Raw genomic sequence first — 25,397 nt, forward strand, 5'->3', positions numbered from 1 at the left:
TGCCGGCGGTCCGCCAACGCTGGACGCTGGGCGAAACGCTCGAACGCGGAAGTCATCAAGGCTGCGAGTCGCATAGATCATTGCTCCACGGGTGTCTGAGGCGATGCACGCCTGTCGTCCGACGCGTCGCTCTCGTCGTGGCCGCGCACCGGCTGTCCTGAGTCCTGCGCGCCTGTGACCTGCAGACGACTGGGCAGGAGGCTCAGGGCGTCTTTGGTTGCGGGGTCGTTCGGTGTATAGACCTCGAGGCGGTGGTCCGGAGACTCCGGTTGCAGCCACACCTGGTACTCGACATCCATCGCCCCCAGCGTCGGGTGAGAGAGGACCATGGTGCCGACGGTGCAGTCAGCGACGTCGCCTTCGGCCCAGAGGCTGGCGAAATGATCGCTCTTCATCGACAGCTCACCGATCAGCTCCGCCAGTCGGGCGTCACTGGGATATCTGCCGGAGGTGAGACGCAGGTACGCCACATGGATGCGGGCGAGGTCATTCCAATTGCTGTAGAGATCGCGCGTCAACGAGTCCAAGAAGAAGGACCAGGGGACGGACGGTCTGCGGTGGATATCAAGCGGCGCCTCGAAAGGAAGGTGCTCGAAAAGCAGCTCATGACCGGAGTGGTTCCAGGCGAGAACGTCGCCACGGCGCCCCAGCACCACTGCGGGCATCGTCTCGTCGAGTGACTCGAACAACGAGAGCACCCGTTGATGGGGCTTCTCCGGAGCGTCACGTACCATTCGCGAACGGACGGGCGAGTGTGCGAGGTTGTGCAGGTGCGTGCGCTCCGCGTGATCGAGCCGCATCACAGATGCGAGCGCGTCCAGGACCTGCCACGACGCGGTGCCCGTCTGATCCTGCTCGATCCGTGTGTAGTAGCCGACGCTGACGCCCGCGAGGCGAGCGAGCTCCTCCCGCCGAAGCCCCGGCACGCGGCGGGGCGCGGCCCCTGGCTCCAAGCCGATGGAACCAGGGTCGGTCTTGTCGCGTCGCGTCTTCAGAAAGCTACCGAGCGTCTCGCCTTTCATGTTTCTCAGGCTAGCTCGCCGCGGGGTCGTCACACAGGCTGGAAGGTACCCCTCTCTGGTGCACCCAGGCGCGCCGGGGGCGTCCGCTCGAAAGGCCTGGTGGGTGCACGTGCGAGGGATACCTTCGTGAGGAGTACCACGGTGGCGAGTACCCACGACCGTGACATTGTCGCCCCACCAATTCCCCCCAAGCATGGGGACCATGGACGTCAATCAGCAGACAGCGAAGAGACACGTGACGACCGCGCCGGCCAGTTCGTGGTGGGGACTCATCGCGACGCTGGGCCCGGTCCTCGTGGTGGCCATGGACGGCTCGATCCTGTTCCTCGCGATGCCCAGCATCAACGAGGCGATCCAGCCGACGTCTGACCAGAGCTTGTGGATTCTCGACATCTACGGATTCGCCGTCGGCTCGTTGCTCATCACCTTCGGAAATCTCGGCGACAGGTTCGGCCGAAAGAAGCTGCTCGTCCTCGGAGCGGTCGTGTTCGGGGTCGGCTCCCTGTGCGGCGCGTTCTCCCCCACCCCCGAGGCCCTCATCGCCTCGCGGGCGCTGATGGGCCTGGGCGGAGCGACTCTTCTGCCCTCCTGTCTCGCCGTGATCAGTGAGCTGTTCAGCAACCCGACGCAACGCGCACGAGCCATCGGCATCTTCGCGGCGACCTTCGCCGCAGGGTTCGTCATCGGCCCCATCATCGGCGGCATCTTGCTCAACCACTTCTGGTGGGGCTCGGTCTTCCTGGTCAACATCCCCGTCATCGTCGTGTTCCTCCTCGCCGCCCCGGTCCTCCTGCGCGAGGTCCACGGAGCACGTCCGGGGAAGATCGATCTCCCGAGCGTCGTCATGTCGGCGTCCGGACTGCTCCTGGCGATCTACGGGGTGAAGCATGCCGCCACCTACGGCATCGACTGGCCCGCCGCCGGTCTGGTCGTCCTCGGCACGGCCGTCCTGATCGTCTTCGTCCGACGCCAGAAGCGGTTGGAGATGCCGTTGCTCGACGTCAGCCTGTTCAAGGAGCATGTCTTCGCGGTCGCGATCCTCACAGGGCTCCTCTCACTGTTCGTGTGGTCAGCCGCTGCGTTCTCGAGCATGACCTATCTGCAGTCCGTGCTCGGACTCTCAGTTCTGCAGGCGGCAGTCCTCGCGGTCCCCGGCGCGGTCATCCTCACGCTGTCGAGCGTGCTGACCCCGCGTCTGGTCGAGCGCATCGGCGCCCGGAACGCCCTGACCGTCTGCCACTTCTCCATGGCGGCGGGCATGTTCCTCCTCCTCTTCACCAGCCCTGGGACGGGCTCGACCTTCTACATCGCCTCGACGATCGTGGCAGGGGTCGGCTTCGGCATCTCGTTCAGCCTGGTCGCCGACACCGCGGTGGGCGCCGTTCCCGAGTCACGAGCGGGAGCAGCTGGCGCGATCGCCGAGACGAGCAACGAGATCGGCAACGCTCTGGGCATCGCCCTCCTGGGCTCGCTGCTGACCGTGGTCTTCCGCGCCACGTACCCGGGCGACGAGACCGGCATCGCCGAAGTCGCGGACGGTCCCGGCATCGCGTCGCCCGCCTACGAGCAGGCGCAAGCCGCCTTCCTGACCGGCTATCACACGGTCGCCGTCGTCGCCGCCGTGATCTGTTGCGGACTTGGACTGCTCGCCCTCCGCTGGATTCCCCAGGAGAGCGTCGACGCCTCCGTCTGTCAGACCCCGTAGCGCGGTCGGCCCGGAGATCCCTCGACACCACCGCGCGAGCACCTCGGGCGCGTCGAGATACTGCCCCGCCCCGCTCTGCTCCCTCTGCCCTGCGTTGCTGGGGCCGGCCTTGCTGTTCTCCGCCGCGCCCGACTCCGCCCCACCCGACCCTGCCCTGCCCGGCCCTCAGAAGAAGGACACGCGAATGACCACTGTCACAACCGCCGTCCACGACGCCGCGACCGAAGCACGACGCACCGTCGCCGCGCTCCCTGCGGCGCAGCAGCCGACCTGGCGCGACGAGCCCGCGCGCGCGCAAGCGCTCGTCGCGCTCGGGGCCGGCCACCAGATCGTGTCCGAGTCGGAGGTCACGGACCTTCGCGCGAGACTCCGAGCGGTCGCCGACGGCAGGGCGGTCGTGCTCCAGGCCGGCGACTGCGCCGAGCCGATGACGGACACCTCCACCGTCGTGGTGGAAGCGAAGGCGCGAGCGATCGACGACATGAGCGCAGCCCTGGCCGCGGCGGGCTCACGGCCCGTCATTCGCATCGGGCGCATCGGCGGCCAATTCGGCAAACCGCGATCACAGACGCACGAGATGATCGGTGGGGCCTTGGTCCCGACCTATCGCGGCCCCCTGGTCAACGATCCCTTTCCCTCTGCGCGGGCGCGCGAGCACGAGCCGCAGCGGCTGCTACGCGCGCGCGAATCCGCTCATACTGTCACAATGGCGCTTCGTCGCCGCGCCGGAAACACCGTCTGGACGAGCCACGAGGCTCTCGTGCTGGACTACGAGCTGCCGCAATTGAGACTGACTTCTCATGACGAGGTGATGTTGACGTCCGCCCACACGATCTGGATCGGCGCGCGGACGAATCAGCTCGACCACGCACACGTCGCGCTCGCCTCGCGAATCATCAACCCTGTCGGATGCAAGGTTTCCGCCGGTATCTCCCCTAGCGAGCTGCTGAGTCTCGTGGAGAAGCTCAATCCCCACCGCGAGAGCGGAAAGCTGATGCTGATCGCGCGAATGGGTTCAGGAATCGACCGGCTCCCGGCGCTGATGGAAGCGGTCCGTCGCGAAGGGCACCAGCCGATCTGGATGAGCGATCCGATGCACGGAAACACGACGACGGCTGCCGACGGCCGCAAGACGCGGTACATCGAGTCGATCACCGAGGAGCTCAGGCGGTTTCAGGACGTCGCCCGAGCGAGCGACTCGAGGGCGGGCGGCGTGCACCTGGAGACGACCATCGACGACGTCCGGGAATGCCTTGCCAACAAGCACGATCTTCGTGACGGCCATGCCCCGTACACCACGTTGTGCGACCCGCGACTGACCGTGGCGCAAGCCATCGAGGTCTTGGGCCACTGGCAGATCGGAGATCGGTCATGACGACGAACACCCACTGGGACGCGGCTCAGGCGATCCGCTACGCGACACCGCGGCCCGAGGAGTACCCCGAGCCCATCGTCCGATGGCGGGCCTCGGCGGCGCGGTCGGTGCTCCTCGTGCACGACATGCAGCGCTACTTCCTGGACCGGTTCGACGTCACCCAGCAACCGGCCAAGGGGCTCGTCGAGAACATCGAACGCGCGCTCGCCACGGCCCGGCGGGTGGGTGTCCCGGTCGTCTACACCGCACAGCCGGGGAGCATGACGACGGAAGAGCGTGGACTGTTGAGGGACTTCTGGGGTCCAGGCATGACGGTGTCGCCCGAGCACCGTCGTGTGATCGACCGCCTCGCCCCGCTACCCGAGGATCTCGTCCTGGACAAGTGGCGCTACTCGGCGTTCGCGCGGTCGTCCCTCGACGAGCACATCCGTGGGATGCGACGCGATCAGCTGGTGATCTGCGGCATCTACGCGCATGTCGGCGTCCTCGCTACGGCGCTGGACGCGTACACCAGGGACATCGAGACGTTCGTGCTCGCCGATGCCGTAGCGGATTTCGACCGGACACAACATCTGAACGCGTTGGACTACACCGCACGCACCTCCGCTCGGGTGATCCCCACCGCCACGGCCCTCGACGAATGGGAACGAACCGATGAGAACTAGCACCAGCGATTCGTTCGCATTGATCATGAAGGACGGCGTGGTGCATCACTACACCGGCGATTCCGTGCTGTTCGACGACATCGAGCAGGCCCAGTCCGAGACCGGCGAGCTGCTCCTGGCCATCCCGTTCCGTCAGGCGCTCCGAGGCGGTCGGCCAACATCTCCCGTGGAACGTTCCGCACGCGAGCATGTGTCCGCCATTCGCGTGCGGGGCCACGAGGAGATGTCGGTCGAGAACTTCCTGCAGGCGGGCACGTCGTCGGCGATCGAGCTTCTCGATGGCCATTTCGAGGTGGACGACGTGGAATTCGCTCAGCGGGTGCGGTCCGTGGTGGAGAACGAGATCCGCGCCGGACACGGCTCGAACTTTGTGCTGCACCGGACCTATCGGGGACGGGTCGCGCTCCGCAGCGTGGAGACGGAGATGTCGATCTACCGCTCGCTCCTTCAGGCCGAGTCCGGCGCCTACTGGACTTTCCTGGTGCACTTTCCCGATCACAGCCTGATCGGCGCGAGTCCGGAGATGCACCTTCGCCGGGACCCTGACCGGCTCACCACCATGAACCCGATCTCGGGCACCTATCGATATCCACGAGGAGGCCCGGACGAGCGATCTCTGCGAGCGTTCCTCCAGGACCCGAAGGAGCGCAACGAGCTCTACATGGTCGTCGACGAGGAGCTCAAGATCATGTCGGACCTCTGCGACGAGCGACCGTGGATCTCCGGCCCCCGGCTGCGCTTCATGTCGAGCCTCGCTCACACCGAGTACTTCGTCCACGGCCACAGCTCGCTGCCCTGGTCCTCAGCGATTCGCCGGTCGCTCGTCGCTCCGACCATCCTGGGGAGCCCGCTGGAGTCCGCGTTTCGTATGGCCGCACGCAACGACCTCAGCGCCCGGAACTACCTGGGCGGCGTCCTCGCCCACGTCTCCGGACAGGGGGACGAGAGCTTCGATTCCGCGATCCTGATCCGCACCGCCTGCCTCGAGGAGTCCGGGGAGGTCTCGATCCCCATCGGATCCACCATCGTCCGAGACTCCGATCCGACCCTTGAGGCGGCCGAGACCACAGCGAAAGCCTCAGGAGTGCTTGCCGCCTTCTCTCGCCTGGACGGAACGGCACTCGAAGCCCTGGCGCAGGAGTTCCTGGAGCAGAGGACCGACGAGGTGGCGGACTTCTGGAATCACACCGCAGGAGCGTCGTCGAGTCTGCGGATGACCAAGGCTGTCGTCATCGACCACGAGGACCGCTTCACGGGCATGCTCGCCGCCCACCTTCGATCCATGGGGCTCCAGGTGTCGGTGATCGCCGGCCCCCCGACCGAGGCCCAGCTGGACGATGCTGATCTGCTCGTGCTCGGACCTGGGCCGGGCGATCCGAACGACGAAGCCGATGCCCGGATCGCAGCGGCACGCGAGCTTGCCCGATGGGCCGTCGTCACACGCCGGATCCCGACCCTCGCCGTCTGCCTCTCTCACCAGCTCGTCTGCCGGGAGCTCGGCCTCGCCGTCAGAAGACTGCCGCAGCCGAATCAGGGGAGCCAACGGGAGATCAACTTCTTCGGCGAGCGTGTGCGCCTCGGCTTCTACAACTCCTTCAGTGCCTACGCAGAACCGGGCTCCGCTCACGATCTCGAGGTCGCCGCGGACGCGACGACCGGCGAGGTCCACGCGATCAGAGCCGACGGCCTCATCGGACTGCAGTTTCACCCGGAGTCCATCCTGAGCGTCGACGGAGCCAAGGTGCTACGACGGTCCGTCGCATCCCTCCTGGCTCCGACGTCGTCCCCGCTCTGGCAGACAGCTGCTGGGCTCGACCTGGATCTTCAGACGCCCATGAGGCCTGCCGTCATCTGACCGGTGTGACCACGGGAGCACGGGAGCACGGGAGCACGGGAGCACGGGAGCACGGGAGCACGGGAGCACGGAACGGTGATCCGAGCGGGCATACGCCTCCCCGAAGGCGGGCCCTGGTGTCGCCGTGGTGCGGGATCGCGTCGTTCCCTCCGCGATCCGGACGGGCTGGCTCGACGGTCCCACGGTCGGTCAGGCCGACGAACGACGAGAGGTCCGGGCCCAAGGGCCCGGACCTCTCGTCGACGCTTCACGCTTCGAGACGTGGGACTCAGAAGTCCCAGTCGTCGTCCTCGGTGTTGACGGCCTTGCCGATCACGTAGGACGAGCCCGAGCCGGAGAAGAAGTCGTGGTTCTCGTCGGCGTTCGGGGACAGCGCGGACAGGATCGCCGGGTTGACGTCGGTCTCGTCCTTGGGGAACAGCGCCTCGTAGCCCAGGTTCATGAGGGCCTTGTTCGCGTTGTAGCGCAGGAACTTCTTGACGTCCTCGGTCAGGCCGACGCCGTCGTAGAGGTCGGCGGTGTACTGGACCTCGTTCTCGTAGAGCTCGAAGAGCAGCTCGTACGTGTAGGCCTTCATCTCGTCGCGCTCCTCGGGGCTGAGCTTCTCGAGCCCCTTCTGGAACTTGTAGCCGATGTAGTACCCGTGCACGGCCTCGTCGCGGATGATGAGGCGGATCAGGTCAGCGGTGTTCGTGAGCTTGGCCCGGCTCGACCAGTACATCGGGAGGTAGAAGCCCGAGTAGAACAGGAAGGACTCGAGGAGCGTGCTCGCGACCTTGCGCTTGAGCGGCGAGTCGCCCTTGTAGTACTCCATGACGATCTCGGCCTTGCGCTGGAGGTTGGGGTTCTCCTCCGACCACCGGAACGCCTCGTCGATCTCGCGCGTCGAGCACAGCGTCGAGAAGATCGACGAGTAGCTCTTGGCGTGCACGGACTCCATGAAGGCGATGTTGGTGTACACGGCCTCCTCGTGCGGGGTGATCGCGTCGGGGATGAGCGACACGGCACCCACGGTGCCCTGGATGGTGTCCAGGAGCGTGAGGCCGGTGAAGACACGCATGGTGAGCGTCTTCTCCTCCTCGGTGAGCGTGGCCCAGCTCTGGATGTCGTTCGAGACCGGCACCTTCTCGGGGAGCCAGAAGTTCCCGACGAGCCGGTCCCAGACCTCGGCGTCCTTGTCGTCCTCGAGACGGTTCCAGTTGATCGCGGACACGCGATCGATGAGCTTGAGCTTCCCAGTGGGTGACATGTCGTTCTTCTTCTTTCTCAGCACGGTGCCAGCGACGAGACGAGAGGTCCTGCGGGCGGCGGGAGCGGGAGGGGCGCCGGTCGTGGTCGGGCCTGGCGGGGGCCGCGAGGCACGAGCGGCCCGGGCAGACCGGCACCCCTCCCGTGGGCGTCGCCCTCAGGCGACGAGGACGATCACAGCATGCAGGAGACGCAACCCTCGACCTCGGTGCCCTCGAGCGCGAGCTGACGCAGGCGGATGTAGTACAGGGTCTTGATGCCCTTGCGCCAGGCGTAGATCTGCGCACGGTTGACGTCGCGCGTGGTCGCGGTGTCCTTGAAGAACAGCGTGAGGCTCAGGCCCTGGTCCACGTGCTGCGTCGCCGCGGCATACGTGTCGATGATCTTCTCGTAGCCGATCTCGTACGCGTCCTGGTAGTACTCCAGGTTGTCGTTCGTGAGGTAGGGCGCCGGGTAGTAGACGCGCCCGATCTTGCCCTCCTTGCGGATCTCGATCTTCGAGGCGACCGGGTGGATCGACGACGTCGAGTTGTTGATGTAGGAGATCGAACCGGTCGGCGGGACGGCCTGGAGGTTCTGGTTGTAGATGCCGTGCTCCTTGACGGACGCGGCGAGCGCCTTCCAGTCCTCCTGCGTGGGGATGTGCACGCCGGCGTTCTCGAAGAGCTCCTTGACGCGCGGCGTCGCGGGCTCCCACACCTGGGTCGTGTACTTCTCGAAGTACTCGCCCGAGGCGTACGTCGAGTCCTCGAACCCGCCGAACGCGCGACCCCGCTCGATCGCGAGACGGTTGCTCGCGGCGATCGCGTGGTAGGCCACGGTGTAGAAGTAGATGTTCGTGAAGTCGATGCCCTCTTCGGAGCCGTAGAACACGCGCTCACGAGCGAGGTAGCCGTGCAGGTTCATCTGCCCGAGGCCGATCGCGTGGCCCGACTCGTTGGCGCGCTTGATCGACGGGACGGACTCGATGCTCGTCTGGTCGGACACGGCCGTCAGGGCACGGATCGCGGTGTCGATGGTCTTGGCGAAGTCCGGCGAGTCCATCGTCTTGGCGATGTTGAGCGAGCCCAGGTTGCAGGAGATGTCGCGGCCGACGTGGTCGTACGACAGGTCCTCGTTGTACGTCGAGGGCGTCGAGACCTGGAGGATCTCCGAGCACAGGTTCGAGTGGGTGATGCGGCCCTTGATCGGGTTCGCCTTGTTCACCGTGTCCTCGAACATGACGTACGGGTAGCCGGACTCGAACTGGAGTTCGGCGAGGGTCTGGAAGAACTCGCGCGCCTTGATCTTGGTCTTGCGGATGCGTGCGTCGTCGACCATCTCGTCGTACTTCTCGGTGACCGAGATGTCCGCGAAGGGCTTGCCGTAGACGCGCTCGACGTCGTACGGCGAGAAGAGGTACATGTCCTCGTTCTTCTTCGCCAGGTCGAACGTGATGTCGGGGATGACCACACCGAGCGAGAGCGTCTTGATGCGGATCTTCTCGTCGGCGTTCTCACGCTTGGTGTCGAGGAAGCGCATGATGTCGGGGTGGTGCGCGTGCAGGTAGACGGCACCGGCACCCTGGCGGGCCCCGAGCTGGTTCGCGTAGGAGAAGGAGTCCTCGAGGAGCTTCATCACGGGGATGACGCCCGAGGACTGGTTCTCGATGTGCTTGATCGGGGCGCCGTGCTCACGGATGTTGCTCAGGAGCAGGGCGACGCCGCCGCCACGCTTGGAGAGCTGGAGCGCGGAGTTGATGCCGCGCGCGATGGACTCCATGTTGTCCTCGATGCGCAGCAGGAAGCAGGAGACGGGCTCGCCGCGCTGCGCCTTGCCGATGTTGAGGAACGTCGGGGTCGCGGGCTGGAAGCGGCCGGCGACGATCTCCTCGACGATGTCGAGCGCCGTCTGCTCGTTGCCGTCCGCGAGGCCGAGCGCGACCATGGACACGCGGTCCTCGAAGCGCTCGAGGTACCGCTTCCCGTCGAACGTCTTGAGCGTGTACGAGGTGTAGTACTTGAACGCACCGAGGAACGTGTCGAAGCGGAACTTCTTGGAGTACGCGAACTCGAAGAGCGACTTGACGAAGGCGCGGTCGTACTTCGCGAGGACAGCGGGGTCGTAGTACTTGTTCTCGACCAGGTAGTCGAGCTTCTCCTCGAGGCTGTGGAAGAAGACCGTGTTCTGGTTCACGTGCTGCAGGAAGTACTGGCGCGCAGCCTGGCGGTCCTTGTCGAACTGGATCTCGCCGTCGGGGCCGTACAGGTTGAGCATCGCGTTGAGTGCGTGGTAGTCGAGCTCGACTCCCGCAGCCACCGTGCTCACGCTGGAATCCGTGACTGTCGTTGCCAAAATCGTCCCAATCCGTCGCGGACGCGCTCGACGTCCTCGGCTGTTCCAAGAAGCTCGAAGGCGTACAGGTAGGGCACCTGGCACTTCGAGGAGATGATGTCGCCGGCGATGCAGTAGGCAGCGCCGAAGTTGGTGTTGCCCGCAGCGATCACGCCGCGGATCAACGACCGGTTGTGTGCGTCGTTCAAGAACTTGATGACCTGGCGGGGCACTGCCCCGCCCTCGTTGCCGCCGCCGTACGTCGGGATCATCAGGACGTACGGCTCGTCGACCCGCAGGAACTCGTCCTTGGGTCGCAGCGGGATGCGGTGGACCGACTGGCCGCGGTCCTCGAGGCCCAGCCTCTGGACGAACCGGTGCGTGGTGTCCGAGACGCTGGAGAAGTAGACGAGCGATCCCATGTCACACCTCGCAGCGGGGACCGGAGGGACGAGCTGCTCAGGCGACGGGAGCGACCTTCGCCGCAAGAGCGTTGATCTGGTCGGGGCGGAAGCCCGACCAGTGGTCGTCGCCCGCGATGACGACGGGTGCCTGCAGGTAGCCGAGGCCGCGAACCAGCTCGAGCGCCTCGGCGTCCTGGCTGATATCCACGACCGAGTACTCGATGCCCTTCTTGTCGAGGGCGCGGTAGGTCGCGTCGCACTGAACGCAAGCCGGCTTGCTGTAGACCGTGATGCTCATCTGGTCAGTCTCCTCGTGTAGGGGATCGGTCTTCCACGGGTCTCGGGCCGACTCCGCGAAGGGTCCTGACCTCGAAGAACACTGGTGGAACTACGATCGTGTGATGTGCCCGAGGAGATGGTGCGCTCCCTGGTGCTGACCACTATACCTAGTGGGCGGGCTCCGCGCTCGGCACTAGATGTCGTGGTCGGGTGATCCTGGTCGCCTCATCCTCGGGGCCTCTTGGAGTGTGCTACAAGCACGGATCCATCCTCCCAGGAGGCACTGACAAGACCTGCCGGGCGCCGTCGTCCACCGCTCGTCCGCACGTCGATCCGCAGCCTCTTGCGGCCCCGGTGACTTCTCCACAGGCTGTGGAGGATCGTCGTCCACACGCTGTGGGGAGTCGACCCGCCCTCGTCGACGGGTCACGAGACCCGACGAAGGACAGCGTCGAGCGCGGACGAGGACGTCGCGAAGCGGACAAGCCGGGCAGAAATTTCTCAGGCGTGTCGTGTCGGCTCGGCGTGTCGCGCGGTTCCGGTCGGGCTGCGACAAAGATCACCGCTACCCCACCGGCGCCGCCTCCGGGGCACCGCGCACGACGTCCGGGCCTCCTCTTCCCAGGAAGGCCCGGACGTCGCGGTCAGCACGTGCCGCCGAGTCAGACCTCGTCGACCGCGGGCAGCACCGAGGACGACGCGAGCCGGCGGTACCAGTGGGCCGAGTCCTTCCAGGTCCGCTCGAGCGTGTCGTAGTCGACACGGATGATCCCGAACCGACGGTCGTAGCCGTAGCCCCACTCGAAGTTGTCGAGCAGCGACCACGCGAAGTACCCGCGCACGTCGGCGCCGGCGTCGATCGCGGCCCCGACGGCGTCGACGTGGTCGTGCAGGTATGCGACCCGGAGGTCGTCGTGGACCCGGGCGGTCCCGTCCGCGTCGACGCTCACCTCGTCGTCGAAGGCCGCGCCGTTCTCGGTGACCATGAGCGGCTGGTCGGGGTAGGTCCGGTGCACCGAGACCAGCAGCTCGGTCATGCCTGCGGGCTCGATGTTCCAGCCCATCGCGGTGTAGGGGCCGGGCTGCTGGACGAACTCGACGTCGTCGACCCCGATCCACGGGCTGTGGCTCGACGCGCCGTGGCCGTCGCTCTCCGAGCGCTCGCCGTCGCCGGAGAAGTGCCGGACGCGCACGGTCGAGTAGTAGTTGACGCCGAGGATCGACAGCGGCTGCCGTACGAGATCGAGGTCGCCGTCGTGGACGAACGACCAGTCGCTCACGTGCGCGGTGTCGGCGAGCAGGTCGGCAGGGTAGGCGCCGTCGAGCAGCGGGCCGAGGAACGCCCGGTTGGCGAGCGCGTCGATCTTCCGCACGGCGTCGAGGTCGGCGTCCGAGGTGGGGTCGTCGGGACGGATGACGTGCAGGTTGAGGGTCACCGAGGTCTTGGCGTCCTCGCCCAGCTCGTCGCGGATCGCGCGGCACGCGAGCCCGTGGGCGAGGTTGAGGTGGTGCACGGCCGCGAGCGCCGCGACGGGCTCGGTGCGGCCGGGGGCGTGCACGCCCGAGCCGTACCCGAGGTAGGCCGAGCACCAGGGCTCGTTGAGCGTGGTCCACACGTCGATGCGGTCCCCGAGCTCGCGGGCCATGCGGCGCGCGTACTCCGCGAACGCAGAGGCGGTCTCCCGGTTCGCCCAGCCGCCACGGTCCTCGAGCTCCTGCGGGAGGTCCCAGTGGTAGAGCGTGACGACGGGCTTGACGCCCGCCTCGAGCAGCGCGTCGACGAGCCGCGAGTAGAACGCGATGCCCTCGGGGTTGAACTCGCCCGTGCCGCCGGGCTGGACGCGCGACCAGGAGATGGAGAAGCGGTAGGCGCCGAGCCCGAGGTCCTTGATGTGCTGCACGTCCTCGGCCCACCGGTGGTAGTGGTCGTCGGCCACGTCGCCCGTGTCGCCGTTGAGGGTACGGCCGGGCGTGTGGGAGTAGGTGTCCCAGATGGAGGGGCCGCGGCCGCCCTCGGCGGCGGCGCCCTCGATCTGGTAGGCGGCGGTGGCCGATCCCCAGAGGAAGTCGGTCGGGAAGGTGCGCGCTGCGGGGGGCTGCGCTGCGGACGGTGCGGGGTCGGCGTCCTGCCGGGTGGCGACGGTGCTCACGGTGTTCCTTCGGTCGGTCGTCGGTGGATGGTCTGACTCAGGCGTGGAAGCGCTCTCACGTATCGATTCGATCAGCGTACCCACGCGGCCGGGCGACGTCGAGGGCGGGCCGCGAGCGGCGCCGTCGGGCAGGAGGACTCCCCCGCCCGACGACGCCGCTCACCCCCCCTTGCGTTCCCCCGCCGCGTGGCGTGGGGCGAGCGTCAGACGGACAGTTCGACGCTGCCCACGCCCTGCGCCCGGACCACCCGGTCGCCGAGCTGCACGGCCCACGGCGCGCGGGCGTCGTCGGAGGTGACCGTGATCCGCGACCCCTCGCGCACGGTGCGGAAGGTCGTGGCCGTGCCCGTCTCGGACGGGACCGTGGTCGTCGAGTCATGACCGTCGGGCAGCTCGAACAGGCGCAGGGTCACGCCGTCGGCCCACTCGTAGTCGGGCCGGTCGGTGCGCGCGCCGACCGGCAGCACCGTGCCCGGGCGGACCAGGAGCGGCAGCGAGTCGAAGCCGTGCCGCTCCGACACCCACCGCGGTCCCGAGACCGTGGTCCCGTCGAGCAGGTTCGTCCAGCGACCCTCCGGGACGTAGTACTCGACGTCGCCCTCGGCCGTGAAGACCGGCGCCACGAGCAGCGAGCCGCCCAGCATGTACTGGGTGTCGACCCCGAAGCCCCCGCGGTCACCCGGGAACTCGAGCACCATGGGCCGCATCATCGAGATCCCGTCCCGGTGCGCCTCCTCCGCGACCCCCGCCAGGTACGGCATGAGCGAGAGCTTGAGCCGCGTGAACCGCCGGGTGACGTCGACCGCCTCCTCGTCGAACGCCCACGGCACGCGGACCGAGTCCGAGCCGTGCAGCCGGCTGTGCGAGGACAGGAGCCCGAACGCGAGCCACCGCTTGAAGACCCCCGGGTCCGGGACCCCTTCGAAGCCCCCGATGTCGTGGCTCCAGTACCCGAAGCCGGACATCGCGAGCGACAGCCCGCCGCGCAGCGACTCGGCCATCGACGCGTACGTCGAGTCGCAGTCACCGCCCCAGTGCACCGGGAGCTGCTGACCGCCCGCGGTCGCCGACCGCGCGAACAGGACCGCGTCCCCCTCGCCGCGCTCGCGCTCGAGGAGCCGGAAGACCGCCTCGTTGTAGAGCTGCGCGTAGTAGTTGTGCATCTTGGCCGGGTCCGACCCGTCCGACCACACCACGTCGTCGACCGGGATGCGCTCCCCGAAGTCGGTCTTGAAGCAGTCGACCCCCTGGTCCAGCAGGCCCTTGAGCTTGCCCAGGTACCACTCGGTCGCCTCGGGGTTCGTGAAGTCGACCAGACCCATGCCCGCCTGCCACTTGTCCCACTGCCACACGCCGCCGTCGGTCGTGCGCAGCAGGAACCCGGCCTCGCGCGCCTCCTCGAAAAGCGGCGAGCGCTGCGCGACGTACGGGTTGATCCACACGCAGATCTTGAGGCCCTTGTCCTTGAGCCGGCTCAGCATGCCCTCGGGGTCGGGGAACGTGCGGGGGTCCCACTCGAAGTCGACCCACTGGTACTCGCGCATCCAGAAGCAGTCGAAGTGGAAGACGGACAGCGGCAGGTCCCGCTCGGCCATCCCGTCGATGAACCCGCTCACGGTCTGCTCGTCGTAGCTCGTCGTGAAGGACGTCGTAAGCCACAGCCCGAACGACCAGCCCGGGACCCGCGCGGGGCGCCCCGTCAGCGCGGTGTACCGCGTCAGGACCTCCTTGGGCGTGGGCCCCGCGACCAGGTAGTACTGGAGCGCCTGCCCCTCGACCGAGAACTGGGCACGCGTGTTGATCTCCGAGGCCACCTCGAACGACACGAGCTCCGGGTGGTCGACGAACACGCCGTACCCGCGGCTGCTCACGTAGAACGGCACGTTCTTGTACGCCTGCTCGCTCGACGTCCCGCCGTCGGCGTTCCAGACGTCGACCGCCTGCCCGTTCTTGACGAACGGCCCGAACCGCTCCCCCAGCCCGTACAGCTGCTCGCCCGGCGCGAGGCTCAGCTGCTCGTGCACGAAGTGCGAACCCCCGTGCACGGCATCGGCCTGGACCGCGCCCACGGCCTTGTGCAGGCTCGACGTCACGACCTGCCCGTCCTGCTCGACGTCGACGCGCCAGCCACCGTCGCGGTGCACCCGCACCGCGAGCGGCCCCGAGCGCAGCACGCCCGCGGCGGCGTCGACCGAGATCTCGGGCCGGAAGCCCTCCTCGCGGCGGAGCTCGAAGTGCGGACCGCGCCGCGCCCCGCCGCTCAGGTGCTCGATCCGCACGCCGATCACCCCCGGCGCAGGCGACGAGTAGGTGACCGTCAGGAGCGGCCGGTTGAGCGTGTCGCCGCGCCGCCGGATCACGGCCGTCGGGGCGTATACCGTCATGGTGCCCGCCGCAGGGTCGGCGCGGACGTCGTCGACCTGGGCCGGGTGGAGCGGCGAGAAGCCGTCACGGACCTGCCAGTAGCCGTCGGTGAACTTCATGGGTGCTCGGTTCCTTCGGGGTAGGTGCGGTCACTTCACGGCGCCGGCCGTGACGCCTCGCGTCAGGGTGCGCTGGAAGATCAGGAAGAAGATGACGGCGGGGACGAGCGAGACCAGCGCGCCCGCGTTGGTCGTCGTGGCGTCCATCATCCGGTCGCCCTGGAGCGAGGCCAGCGCGATCGGGATCGTCTGCGTCGCGTTGGTCGTCAGCATGACCAGCGGGATGAAGAACTCGTTCCAGGTCCAGATGAAGAAGAAGATCATCAGGACCGAGAGCGTCGGGCGCACGACCGGGAAGACGATCTTCCACAGGATCTGCCAGCGCGTGGCGCCGTCGAGCGCCGCGGCCTCGAGCAGCGCGGGCGGGAACGTGCCCAGCACCGACGACAGGAGGTACGTGCCGAACGCCGACTGGATGACCGTGAAGATGATGATCACGGACCACTGGGAGTTCGACAGGCCGACCTGCTGCGCCATGGTGAACAGCGGGTAGACCAGGGCCTCTTGCGGCAGCATGTTCGCGAGCAGGAACAGCATGATGATCCACAGGCGACCCTTGACCCTCCCGACGCCGATCGCGTAGGCGTTGAGCAGCGAGAGCAGCGTGCCCCCGATCGCCACGGCGGCCGAGATCCAGATCGAGTTGAGCAGCTTCTGCGGGAAGTCGACCCGCTCCCAGAACGCCACCACGCCGTCGAAGTACAGGTGCGTCGGCCAGCTCAGCGGCCCGTCCTGCGAGTACTCCGCGGGCGACTTGAACGCGTTGAGGAGCATGATGACGAACGGGGCGAGCATCAGGAGCGCGAACAGGGCGGCCGCGGCGAGCACGAACCATCGCCCGATCCCCCGCCGGTGCCGCTGGTCGGGCCGGGTGGCCCGCAGGACCTGGTCCCCGGTGGACTTCTCGACGGACGGGGACAACGTGTCGGTGGCCATCAGCGGCCTCCTTCTTCACGGCGCTCGGCGCGGGACTGCAGGGCGAGGATGACGAGGGCGACCACGACGATCACCAGGGTCAGGACGGTGGCCACGGCAGCGCCGTAGCCGACCTTCGACTTGTCGAAGAAGTTGAGGTACGAGTAGTAGCTGGGCACGAGCGTCGAGCTCTCGGGGCCGCCACGGGTCAGCACGTAGATCGGGCCGAAGACCTTGAGCGCCGCGACCGTGCAGGTCAGGACCACCACGAACGTCTCGGGGCGGATCTGCGGCATCGTGATCGCGCCGAACCGGCGCCACCACCCTGCGCCGTCGAGCTCGGCCGCCTCGTACAGCTCGGGGTCGACCCGCTGGAGCGCCGACATGAAGATCACGACCGGGTAGCCGATCTGGACCCAGACCAGGACGGCCATGACCGTGGGCAGCGCCGTGGTCGTGGACCCGAGCCAGTTGGGCGGGTTCTCGAACCCGATCGAGCGCAGGACCACGTTGAGCGCGCCGGTCTGGGAGTTGAGGATCCAGTTCCACAGCACGCCCGCGACCGCGACCGGCAGGATCTGCGGCAGGTAGTAGGTGGCGCGCAGGAAGGCCGCGACGCCGCCGCCGAACCGGCGGCCGAGGTAGTCGAACAGGACGGCCGCCAGCACGAGCCCGATGATCGTCGGGACCACGACCATCGCGAGGATCATCGCGACCGAGTTCCGGAACGAGGTCCAGAACTGCTCGTCGGCCATCAGGGCGGCGTAGTTGTCGAGCCCCACGAACTTCTTCGGGGCCATGCCGCCCTTCCACTTGAAGAGGCTGTAGTACACGTTCGTGGCGAACGGGATCAGGATGACCACCGTGAAGGCGACCGCTCCCGGGATCAGGTAGGGCAGGTAACCCACCCAGCGGGGTCTGCTGCGCCGCGAGCGCGCGGCCCGTGCTCGCTCGACCGTCGGGGTCGGCGTCTTGACAGTGCTCATGGTCTTTCCTCGTCGTCGGAGTCCTCGGCCCCGGTGGGCGGACGGTCGCCCGCCCACCGGGTTCCCTGCGCTGCGGATCAGCCCTCGAGCAGGTCCGCCTTGCCCTCCTCGTACGGGCCGGACAGGCCGTCGAGGACCTCGGCAGGAGTCTTGGACTTGTTGACGAGCGACTGGAGCTGGCTCACGAGCACGTCGTAGTAGCCCGCGACGGGCCAGTCGGGGTAGAACGCGAGGCCGTCGGCGGCCAGGATGTCGTTGAAGTTCTGGGTGAGGGCCTGGGTGCGCTCGTCCGTGATGGCCGAGACGTCACCCGCGACGGGGAGCCCGCCCGCCTCGCCCAGGATGTTCTGCACCTCGGGACGCAGCGTGATGTCGATGAACTCCTCGGCGAGGGACTTCGAGTCGGCGTTGGTCGGGACGACCCACAGGTTGCCCGACGAGCCCACCTGCAGCGTGTTGCCCGGGAAGTTGAACTGGCCCCAGTCGGCGTCCATCTCGTCGACGATGCGCCCGAACCACCACGAGCCGGAGACCATCATCGGGTAGGTGCCGTTGATGAACGAGACGCCCATGTCCTCGGCCGTGAGAGCGGCGGAGTCGGAGGCGATGTAGCCCTTGTCGATCCAGTCGGCGAGGGTCTCGGTGGCCTTGGTCATCTCCGGGCCCTGGAAGTCGACGTCACCGTCGAACAGCTGGTAGGCGTCGACGAAGTCCTGGTCGGCGTTCGCGAGGACGAGCTCGTACCAGAGCTGGCCGAGCGGGTACTCGGCGCCGGCCTCGGCGAGCGGCGTGACCCCGGCGGCCTGGAAGGTCGCCATCGCGGTCTCGAGCTCGGCGAGCGTGGTCGGGACCTGGACGCCGTACTGCGCGAACATGTCCTTGTTGTAGTAGACGCCCACGAACTCGCCGTAGTTCGGCACCCCGTACCAGTCGCCCGACCCCATGAGGCCGTTCTCGTCGTAGGTCGCGGTGGTCTGGAGCGACCCGCTGAGGGTGGTGTCCCAGCCACGCTCCTCGGCCGCGTCGGTCAGGGGCGTCAGCAGGCCCTGCGACGCGAGCTGGCCTGCGGTCGCGTTCCCCTTGTTGTACTCCATGACGTCGGGAACGTCGTCGCCGGTCAGCACGATCTTCGCGTTCTTCTGGATCTGCTCGAACGTCTGCTTCTGGACGTCGACCGTGACGTCGGGGTTCTCGTCCTCGAAGATCTCGATCGCCTTGGCCCATGCCTGGCCCATGGCCGACGTCTCCGACTCGTAGTGCCAGATCGTGAGGGTCTTGTCGTCGGAGTCCCCTCCGCCGCTCCCTCCTCCCGCGCAGCCCGCCAGGGCGAGTGGGAGCGCTACCAGGGCAGCGACAAGAGGCTTCCGTGTACGCAACATGACTCTCTCCTCATCATTGAGCGTCGGCGTCAGCGCCGATCGTCTGGTCCTGCACCGGCCAGGCCGGCGGACGTGCACCGGCGGACCGCCGGTCGTGACCCCGGCACCTCGGGATCGAAGCCGGGGTCGGGGGTCGAGCACCCGGGGTCAGGTCCCCCGGACAGGGGCGGGGCCGACGCTCGCGCCGGCCTCGAGGTCGCACGTGACGAGGACGGGCGCGTGCGACCTGCCCGCGTCGTCGATCCGTGCGACCAGGGACTGCACACCGAGCCGCCCGAGCGCTGCGCCCGGTGCGTGCATGGTGGTCAAGGGGGGCGTGCTCATCGCGCCGACACCGGGCGAGCTGACGATGCCGAGCACCGAGACGTCGGCGGGGACCGCGAGCCCACGCGCCTGCAGGCCCGACATGACCCCGAACGTCGCGATCTCGTTCATCGTGACGAGCGCGGTGAGCGACGGGTCCTGCTCGAGCAGCTCGCCGACCGCGGCGCGTCCGGCCTCGGCCGTCTCGTCGCACAGGAGGCTGCGCCCCGCGAGCCCGCGGCGCGCCATGGCCGCGGCGAACCCCTCGTCCGCACGCAGGGTCGGGCCGTAGCCCGCCGCGGCGCTCTCGGCCGAGTGGTTGATGAAAGCGATCCGGCGGTGGCCCAGCGCGAACAGGTGGTCGACGGCCGCCTCGGTCGTCGCGGCGAAGTCGATGTCGACGTACGGACGCCCCTCGAGCTCCCGGGTGCGACCGATCATCGTGTAGGGCACGCCTGCCTCGTGGAGCACCTCGACGCGGGGGTCGTCGAGCCGGACCTCCATGAGCAGGACGCCGTCGGCCATGCCCTGCTGGGTCAGGTCGCGGATCTCGGTGGCCTCGTGCGCCGCGAACGGCCAGAGCACCAGGTGGTACCCCGCCTCGCGGGCGGCGGCCGCCGCGCTCGTGACGAACTCCGAGACGGTCCCGCCGATGCCGGTCTCGGTCGCGGGGAAGATCAGGGCGAGGACGTGGCTCCGACGTGAGGCGAGCCCCCGAGCCATGGCGTTGCGGTGATACCCGAGGTCCGTCATGGCCGCCTCGATCCGGGCACGCGTCTCGTCGGAGATCTTGCGCGTCCCGTTGAGCGCGTACGACACCGTGCTGAGCGACACGTTCGCCCGTGCGGCCACGTCCTGCATGGTCACCATCTCGCCACCTCCTCGTGGTCGGCCCCAGCCTCGGGGACCGAATCGTCGAAGCGCTTCGTCGAAGCGCTTCGAATGAATACGAGTATTGACTGAACTATTGCGATCCGTCAACCCCTCTCGCCCGGACGACGACGGCCCGGCGCCGAGCTCTCGCTCGGGGCCGGGCCGCTGTTCGGGTGTCGTCGCAGGTCAGGCGACGTGCGCCATGGTCGCTCGGGGTCAGTCGGTGACCAGCGCTCCCCCGCGCCACACGACGACCGGGTGCAGGCCCGCGTCCGCCACGAGGACGTCGGCACGTCGCCCCGCCTCCAGCGCGCCGATGTCCGCTCGCCCGAGCACACCGGCCGGCGTCAGCGACGCCGCCTTGATCGCGTCGACCAGCGGGATGCCGAAGCCGACCGTGGTGCGCACCACGTCGAGCAGGTGGAACGTCCCCCCGGCGATCGACCCCTCGGGCGTCCCGTCGTCGAGGCGCGCGACGCCGTCGGCGACCGTGACCGCCATGGGACCGAGCTGATACGTGCCGTCGGCCATGCCCGCCGCTGCCATCGCGTCCGTGACGAGCACGATCGCGTCCGGCCCGACGAGCTCGAACACGCTGCGGACCGTCCCGGCCGCGAGGTGGGTGCCGTCCGCGACGAGCTCGACCACGAGGTCGCCCCGCGCCGCGGCCGCGAGGCACGAGGCGATGGGTCCGGGGGCGCGGTGGTGCAGCGGGCGCATGCCGTTGAAGAGATGCGTCGCGGTCACGCGGGGCGCAGGACCCACCGGCTCCCCCGCCGCGACGAGGGCGGCCCGACGCGCAGCGAGCGCCGTGACCCCCTCGGCGATCGCGGCGTCGGTCTGCTCCGACGACGCGTCGGTGTGCCCGACCGAGGGAACCGCCCCGACCTCGACCAGGGCCTCCACGACGCCGCCGGGCCCCGTGTTGCCCGGCACCTCGGGAGCGAAGGTCATGGTGCGGACGTGCCCGCGCCCGGCCTCGGCGATCGCCCGGACCAGCTCGGGGTCTCCCGCGAGCATGTCGTGGGGGTTCTGCGCGCCGCAGCGCACCTCGGACAGGAACGGTCCCTCCAGGTGGATGCCCGCGATCTCGCCCGCGTCCCCGAGGTCCGCGAGCGTCGCGACCCGGCGCAGCAGGGTCTCGCGCTCGGCGGTCACGAGCGACGCGACCAGGCTCGTGGTCCCGTGGCGGCGGTGCTCGCGGACCGCGACGAGGGCCTCCTGCGCGTCCTGCGCGTCGGGGAAGCTCGCGCCGCCACCGCCGTGGTTGTGCAGCTCGACGAGGCCCGGCAGGACGACCTGCCCCTCGGCGGGCTCGGCCGCCGCCTCGACCTCGGCCGCGTACCCGGCCGCTGCGGCGTCCCTGCGCTCACCGACCCACGCGATCACCGGACCGTCGAGGACCACCACGCCGTCCTCGAGGACCTCCTGCGGGGTCACGACCCGGCCCCTCAGGGCGGTCCGTCCGGCGGGCGGCGCCTCCCCCGACGAGGACGCAGGCGTGGAGGCGGACGACAGCGGGGCGGGGTTCGACGTCATGGCCACATTCTTGCGCACTTCGTTCGGACGACGCACGAATGGTCGTGAGGGCAGCGGCGACGGGTCGAGTGCTGAGACGGGCTCGTCAGAGGTCTCGCGCCAGCCGACGCGCAGCCCGTGCGAGATGCGCGATGTACAGGCGTTGGAAGATCGGGACGAGCGGGCGCAACGCCCGGACCCACCGGGCCGCCGGATTGCTGAAGACGTCGACGACGAACCAGACGTCTCCCGCCGCGTCACGTTCGAGCACGAACGACTCCTCCCCCACGAACACGTGCCCCGGCAGGGTCCCGTACCCGAAGCCGATCCGCTGCTCCTCCCGCTCGACCCACACGATCTCGCACGGTTCGCTCAGCCGGACGGGCCCCAGGCCCAGCCGCGTCGTCACGAGCCCGCCGACCTCGGCGACGGGCGCCGAGGTCACGATCTGCACGCGCGCCCGAGCGTGCACCTGCCAGGTCAGGAGCAGCTCGCCGAGGCGACCGAGCTCGGCGACCGAGTAGGGCCTCTCCGAGATCCGGTGTCGCAGGCGCAGGTGGGCGTACCCCGCCGGCAGCTCGGCGGAGCGGGTGGCTCCCACCTCGGGGTAGGTCGTGCGGGACTGCGTCATGCCTGTCTCCGTCCTGGGCTCCTGCTAGGTCTGTGTGTCGTGCGGTCGTCTTCTTGCATCGCCGGAGCGCGACGCCCCGGATCCGCCCCCGCCCGGGCGAGCCGCAGTCCGAGCATGGTGCACAGCGAGAACCCGAGCGCGTTCGCGACACCGTGCGTCGCGGCCATCTGCCCGATGCTCGGGTGCGGCACGCCCGTGAGCTCACCGACCGCCCACCAGACCGCGAGCAGCATCGAGGCTCCGACGGCGAGCGACCCTGCGGTGAGAAGCATCCTTGCGCCTCGCCCGGCCGGGACGCCCACCACGGCCCACGCGGTGCTCCAGAGCGCAGCGGTGAGCACGAGCGCGCCGAGCAGCTCGACCGTGTTGCCGACGAAGTACCCGACGAGGACCGCCGCGGTACCCGTCGGCACCCCGACCGCCCCGAGGCGCGCGGCGGCCGGCCTGCCACGTGGTCCGTCGACGGGGTCGTCGAGCGTGACCGTCAGGCCCGCGACGAGCGCCGCCGCGAAACCCGCGAAGAGCATGTGCGGCACGGTCAGCGTCAGGTAGGTCCCCGAGAACCCGAGGAGCCCCCATCCCCCGCGGTCGGCCAGCATCGCGGCGGCACCGACCCCCGGCATGACGAGAGCGACGCCGACGGCGAGCCGCACCTCGGGCCGTCGAGGCGCCGTCGGGCCGAGGAGGACGCGCACCGCAGCGACGAGCAGGACCGCCGATCCGCCGAGGAACGGGACGGTCGACGCCTGCGCGAGCGGACCCCCCGGGAGCCAGGCTCCCGCGGCCGTGACCGCACCCGCAGCGGGCCACCACGCGCTGCCCGCCCCCGGCACCGTGCGCGACCCGAGCAGGGACAGCCCCAGCGGGAGGATCACCACGAGCCCGAAGGCCACCACGAGGTCCACGAGGACCGCGGTCGCGGGGCTCACGTCAGGCCTTCAGCGAGGCGGTCAGGCGCAGGACGTCGTCGACGACGGTGCGCGCCACCGGGAGGCGAGAGAGCCGGACGAGCGTCCCGACGATCGGGCTCGCCCCCGCGACGAGGCGTCGCGTCCGCGCCGTGCCCGACGACGAGTCCTGGACCCAGAAGAGGGTCACCCCGAGGTGCGCGAGCCACAGCAGCTCGGGGAGCCGGGCACGCAGCGCGGCGGGCACCGCGGGCGAGGCGCCGGCGACGACGTCCTCGAAGATCGCGAGCGAGAGCTCCCGGGACTCGCGCGAGGCCTCGCTGAACGGGTTGGCCGCGGCACCCGGCCGGATCGCGACCGAGACGAACTCGGCGCCGAACGAGTGGTACGGCGTGAAGACGTCGATCGCCGCGTCGAGCACTCGGCGCAACCGCTCGGCGAGCGTCCCGCCCTGCGCGAGGACCTCGTCCGCTGCGCGGCGGTGCGCCCGCTGCACCTCGACGTACAGCTCCTGGACCAGGTGGTCCTTGGACGGGAAGTAGTAGTAGGCGTTGCCCGTGCTCACGCCTGCCGCGGCGGCGATGGCCCGCATGGTCGTGGCCTCGTAGCCCTGCTCGCGCAGCAACGAGAGAGCAGCCTCCAGGACCTTCGCGCGGGTCTGCGCGGACTTGGCGGTGGCGGACTGCGGGCGCTCTGGCGTCGCCGGTACCGTCACGCCCCCTGCTCCGCGCCGGAGGGATCATTTTTGAACATGTTCAAAAACCTAGCACGAGGAGAGCCCGTCCGACCACCAGGGCCGGACGGGCGCTCCTCACGACGAGGTACCGCTGCGTCACCGGCGGGCACGGCCCGAAGATCACGTGCCGGGGTGCGAGCCAGAGTGCAGAGGCGCGAGCTAGAACAGGCGCGAGTCGACGTCGTCGACGCCACGCATCGCGTCGTAGTCCAGGACCAGGCACCCGATGCCCCGGTCGGTCGCCAGGACCCGTGCCTGCGGCTTGATCTCCTGCGCCGCGAACACCCCGCGCACCGGGGACAGGAGCGGGTCACGGTTCAGCAGGTCCAGGTAGCGAGTGAGCTGCTCGACCCCGTCGATGTCGCCCCGACGCTTGATCTCGACCGCGACCGTCGCCCCGTCCTTGTCCCGGGCCAGGATGTCCACCGGGCCGATCGCCGTGGGGTACTCGCGGCGGATCAACGTGTGCCCCGTCCCCAGCAGCTGGATCTGGGCGGCGAGCATCTCCTGCAGGTGCGCCTCGACCCCGTCCTTGATCAGGCCCGGGTCGACGCCGAGGTCGTGCGCCGAGTCGTGCAGGACCTCGTACAGCTCGATCTCGAGGCGGTCGTCGCTCTTCGCGTGCTGGACCGCCCACACCTGGGTCACGCCACGCTCGCGGGCCGACTCGTCGGGCTCCGAGACCGCCATCGAGCAGGGCGGGCTCATCCAGTTGAGCGGCTTGTACGAACCGCCGTCCGAGTGGAGCAGCACGCTGCCGTCAGCCTTGACGAGCAGCACGCGGGTCGCGAGCGGGAGGTGGGCCGAGAGCCGGCCCGTGTAGTGAGCCGAGCACTGGGCAACCACGAGACGCACGAAGAACTCCTCAGACGGGGACGAAGACGGCGGCGGGGACGCCGACGGCGAGCGCTCGACGAGCGCTCAGACCACCACGCCGCGGCGACCGGGCCGAGCCGCCTCGAGCCAGGACGCCAGACCGGCGTACGCGCCGCTCGACATCGTCAGCTCGAACCGGACGTCCTCGTACGAGCACTCCACGAGGAAGAGGTCACGGTCCTCGTCGAGGGGGCGTCGGGACAGGATCACCAGATCCTGCCGCCGCCACGTGCGCGCCGGGCGCAGCGAGAGCGACCAGCAGCGCCACCAGTCGATGCGACCCACACCGTAGTGCGCGATCCCCAGCGACCAGGACGCCTGAGCGTCCCCGGCGGGGCGGGCGCTGCACTCGAAGGACCCCACCCGGTGGGCGATGGCCCGAAGACGCAACGCTCCCAGCCCGACCACGAGCGCGACTGCGAGAAGCAGTCCGATCGCGATCCAGGCGGGGAGCGGCACGTGTGCTACCTGAGCCCGTCAGTGGCCGGAGACGCCGGCGCCGTCGAGCACCTCTGCGTCGTCCACCACGAGCATGACCTGGTTGGAGTCCACCGAGAGGAACCCACCGGTGACCTTCACGGCGACCTTCTCGCCGTTCGAGCCGGTGATCCGGACGGTGCCCTCGCCGAGGACGGACAGGAGGGGCGAGTGGTTCACGAGGATACCGATCTCACCGTCGGCGGCCGGCGCGCTCACGGCGCGCGCGTCCCCGGACCAGATCTTGCGGTCCGCCGCCACGAGGTCGACGTTCAGCTGTGCCACTTCAACTCCTT

At 68.9% G+C, this 25,397-nt stretch carries 22 protein-coding genes; 4 read left to right on the forward strand and 18 right to left on the reverse strand.

The window, feature by feature from the left end; genetic code table 11:
* Positions 1–77: 77 nt before the first annotated feature.
* A complete protein-coding gene (locus JOD48_RS14645; RefSeq protein ID WP_191790775.1) occupies positions 78–1,022 on the reverse strand; it encodes a helix-turn-helix transcriptional regulator in 945 nt (314 codons plus the stop codon).
* Between the two features lie 235 nt (positions 1,023–1,257).
* Between JOD48_RS14645 and JOD48_RS14650 the strand changes: the two genes are divergently transcribed.
* The 4 genes from JOD48_RS14650 (at position 1,258) to JOD48_RS14665 (ending at position 6,622) form a co-directional block, all read left to right on the forward strand.
* Entirely contained in the window at positions 1,258–2,727 is a 1,470-nt protein-coding gene (locus tag JOD48_RS14650) for an MFS transporter (protein WP_204809630.1), read from the forward strand.
* 184 nt (positions 2,728–2,911) lie between these two features.
* Positions 2,912–4,102, forward strand: a complete 1,191-nt coding sequence (locus JOD48_RS14655) for a 3-deoxy-7-phosphoheptulonate synthase (protein ID WP_204809631.1) — start codon at positions 2,912–2,914, stop codon at positions 4,100–4,102.
* Positions 4,099–4,767 (forward strand): isochorismatase family protein, encoded by a 669-nt coding sequence (locus tag JOD48_RS14660; RefSeq protein ID WP_204809632.1) that lies wholly within the window; start codon positions 4,099–4,101, stop codon positions 4,765–4,767. The genes JOD48_RS14655 and JOD48_RS14660 overlap by 4 nt, the downstream gene beginning before the upstream one ends.
* A complete protein-coding gene (locus JOD48_RS14665) occupies positions 4,757–6,622 on the forward strand; it encodes an anthranilate synthase family protein (RefSeq protein ID WP_204809633.1) in 1,866 nt (621 codons plus the stop codon). The genes JOD48_RS14660 and JOD48_RS14665 overlap by 11 nt, the downstream gene beginning before the upstream one ends.
* Before the next feature lie 268 nt (positions 6,623–6,890).
* On the opposite strand, the gene nrdF is transcribed toward JOD48_RS14665, so the two are convergent.
* The 17 genes from nrdF to JOD48_RS14750 all read right to left on the reverse strand — a co-directional run bounded on the left by nrdF (position 6,891) and on the right by JOD48_RS14750 (position 25,386).
* Entirely contained in the window at positions 6,891–7,871 is a 981-nt protein-coding gene (gene nrdF, locus JOD48_RS14670) for a class 1b ribonucleoside-diphosphate reductase subunit beta (protein ID WP_030149937.1), read from the reverse strand.
* Positions 7,872–8,044: 173 nt separating this feature from the next.
* Entirely contained in the window at positions 8,045–10,204 is a 2,160-nt protein-coding gene (nrdE, locus tag JOD48_RS14675; protein WP_225227068.1) for a class 1b ribonucleoside-diphosphate reductase subunit alpha, read from the reverse strand.
* Entirely contained in the window at positions 10,174–10,605 is a 432-nt protein-coding gene (gene nrdI, locus JOD48_RS14680; protein WP_138823559.1) for a class Ib ribonucleoside-diphosphate reductase assembly flavoprotein NrdI, read from the reverse strand. The genes nrdE and nrdI overlap by 31 nt, the downstream gene beginning before the upstream one ends.
* A gap of 37 nt (positions 10,606–10,642) precedes the next feature.
* Positions 10,643–10,885 carry a glutaredoxin-like protein NrdH gene (gene nrdH / locus JOD48_RS14685; protein ID WP_030149940.1) on the reverse strand — a complete coding sequence of 81 codons (243 nt, stop codon included), beginning with the start codon at positions 10,883–10,885 and terminating at the stop codon, positions 10,643–10,645.
* A gap of 643 nt (positions 10,886–11,528) precedes the next feature.
* A complete protein-coding gene (locus JOD48_RS14690; RefSeq protein WP_191790780.1) occupies positions 11,529–13,016 on the reverse strand; it encodes a GH1 family beta-glucosidase in 1,488 nt (495 codons plus the stop codon).
* 203 nt (positions 13,017–13,219) lie between these two features.
* On the reverse strand, positions 13,220–15,499 hold the full coding sequence (gene yicI, locus JOD48_RS14695) for an alpha-xylosidase (protein ID WP_191790781.1): 2,280 nt from the start codon (positions 15,497–15,499) through the stop codon (positions 13,220–13,222).
* 30 nt (positions 15,500–15,529) lie between these two features.
* Complete coding sequence (locus tag JOD48_RS14700) at positions 15,530–16,435, reverse strand: carbohydrate ABC transporter permease (RefSeq protein ID WP_204809634.1); 906 nt, start codon at positions 16,433–16,435, stop codon at positions 15,530–15,532.
* Positions 16,435–17,400, reverse strand: a complete 966-nt coding sequence (locus JOD48_RS14705) for a carbohydrate ABC transporter permease (protein ID WP_191790783.1) — start codon at positions 17,398–17,400, stop codon at positions 16,435–16,437. The genes JOD48_RS14700 and JOD48_RS14705 overlap by 1 nt, the downstream gene beginning before the upstream one ends.
* A 77-nt stretch (positions 17,401–17,477) precedes the next feature.
* Positions 17,478–18,779 carry an ABC transporter substrate-binding protein gene (locus JOD48_RS14710; RefSeq protein WP_239527417.1) on the reverse strand — a complete coding sequence of 434 codons (1,302 nt, stop codon included), beginning with the start codon at positions 18,777–18,779 and terminating at the stop codon, positions 17,478–17,480.
* A gap of 147 nt (positions 18,780–18,926) precedes the next feature.
* The gene (locus JOD48_RS14715) at positions 18,927–19,952 is read right to left on the reverse strand and encodes a LacI family DNA-binding transcriptional regulator (RefSeq protein ID WP_191790785.1); all 1,026 of its coding nucleotides are present in this window, start codon (positions 19,950–19,952) and stop codon (positions 18,927–18,929) included.
* A 219-nt stretch (positions 19,953–20,171) separates the two neighbouring features.
* The gene (locus tag JOD48_RS14720; protein ID WP_204809635.1) at positions 20,172–21,494 is read right to left on the reverse strand and encodes an N-acetylglucosamine-6-phosphate deacetylase; all 1,323 of its coding nucleotides are present in this window, start codon (positions 21,492–21,494) and stop codon (positions 20,172–20,174) included.
* A gap of 85 nt (positions 21,495–21,579) precedes the next feature.
* The gene (locus tag JOD48_RS14725) at positions 21,580–22,104 is read right to left on the reverse strand and encodes a DUF1990 domain-containing protein (RefSeq protein ID WP_191790787.1); all 525 of its coding nucleotides are present in this window, start codon (positions 22,102–22,104) and stop codon (positions 21,580–21,582) included.
* Positions 22,101–23,033 (reverse strand): YndJ family protein, encoded by a 933-nt coding sequence (locus JOD48_RS14730; RefSeq protein WP_204809636.1) that lies wholly within the window; start codon positions 23,031–23,033, stop codon positions 22,101–22,103. The genes JOD48_RS14725 and JOD48_RS14730 overlap by 4 nt, the downstream gene beginning before the upstream one ends.
* A gap of 1 nt (position 23,034) precedes the next feature.
* Entirely contained in the window at positions 23,035–23,727 is a 693-nt protein-coding gene (locus JOD48_RS14735) for a TetR/AcrR family transcriptional regulator (protein ID WP_307824173.1), read from the reverse strand.
* A 180-nt stretch (positions 23,728–23,907) separates the two neighbouring features.
* Entirely contained in the window at positions 23,908–24,603 is a 696-nt protein-coding gene (gene nucS / locus JOD48_RS14740; protein WP_191790789.1) for an endonuclease NucS, read from the reverse strand.
* A gap of 66 nt (positions 24,604–24,669) precedes the next feature.
* Positions 24,670–25,083 (reverse strand): DUF2550 domain-containing protein, encoded by a 414-nt coding sequence (locus JOD48_RS14745; protein ID WP_204809637.1) that lies wholly within the window; start codon positions 25,081–25,083, stop codon positions 24,670–24,672.
* Between the two features lie 18 nt (positions 25,084–25,101).
* A complete protein-coding gene (locus JOD48_RS14750) occupies positions 25,102–25,386 on the reverse strand; it encodes a F0F1 ATP synthase subunit epsilon (RefSeq protein WP_030149953.1) in 285 nt (94 codons plus the stop codon).
* Positions 25,387–25,397 lie beyond the last annotated feature (11 nt).

The organism is Oerskovia paurometabola (assembly GCF_016907365.1).
GTDB lineage: Bacteria > Actinomycetota > Actinomycetes > Actinomycetales > Cellulomonadaceae > Oerskovia > Oerskovia paurometabola.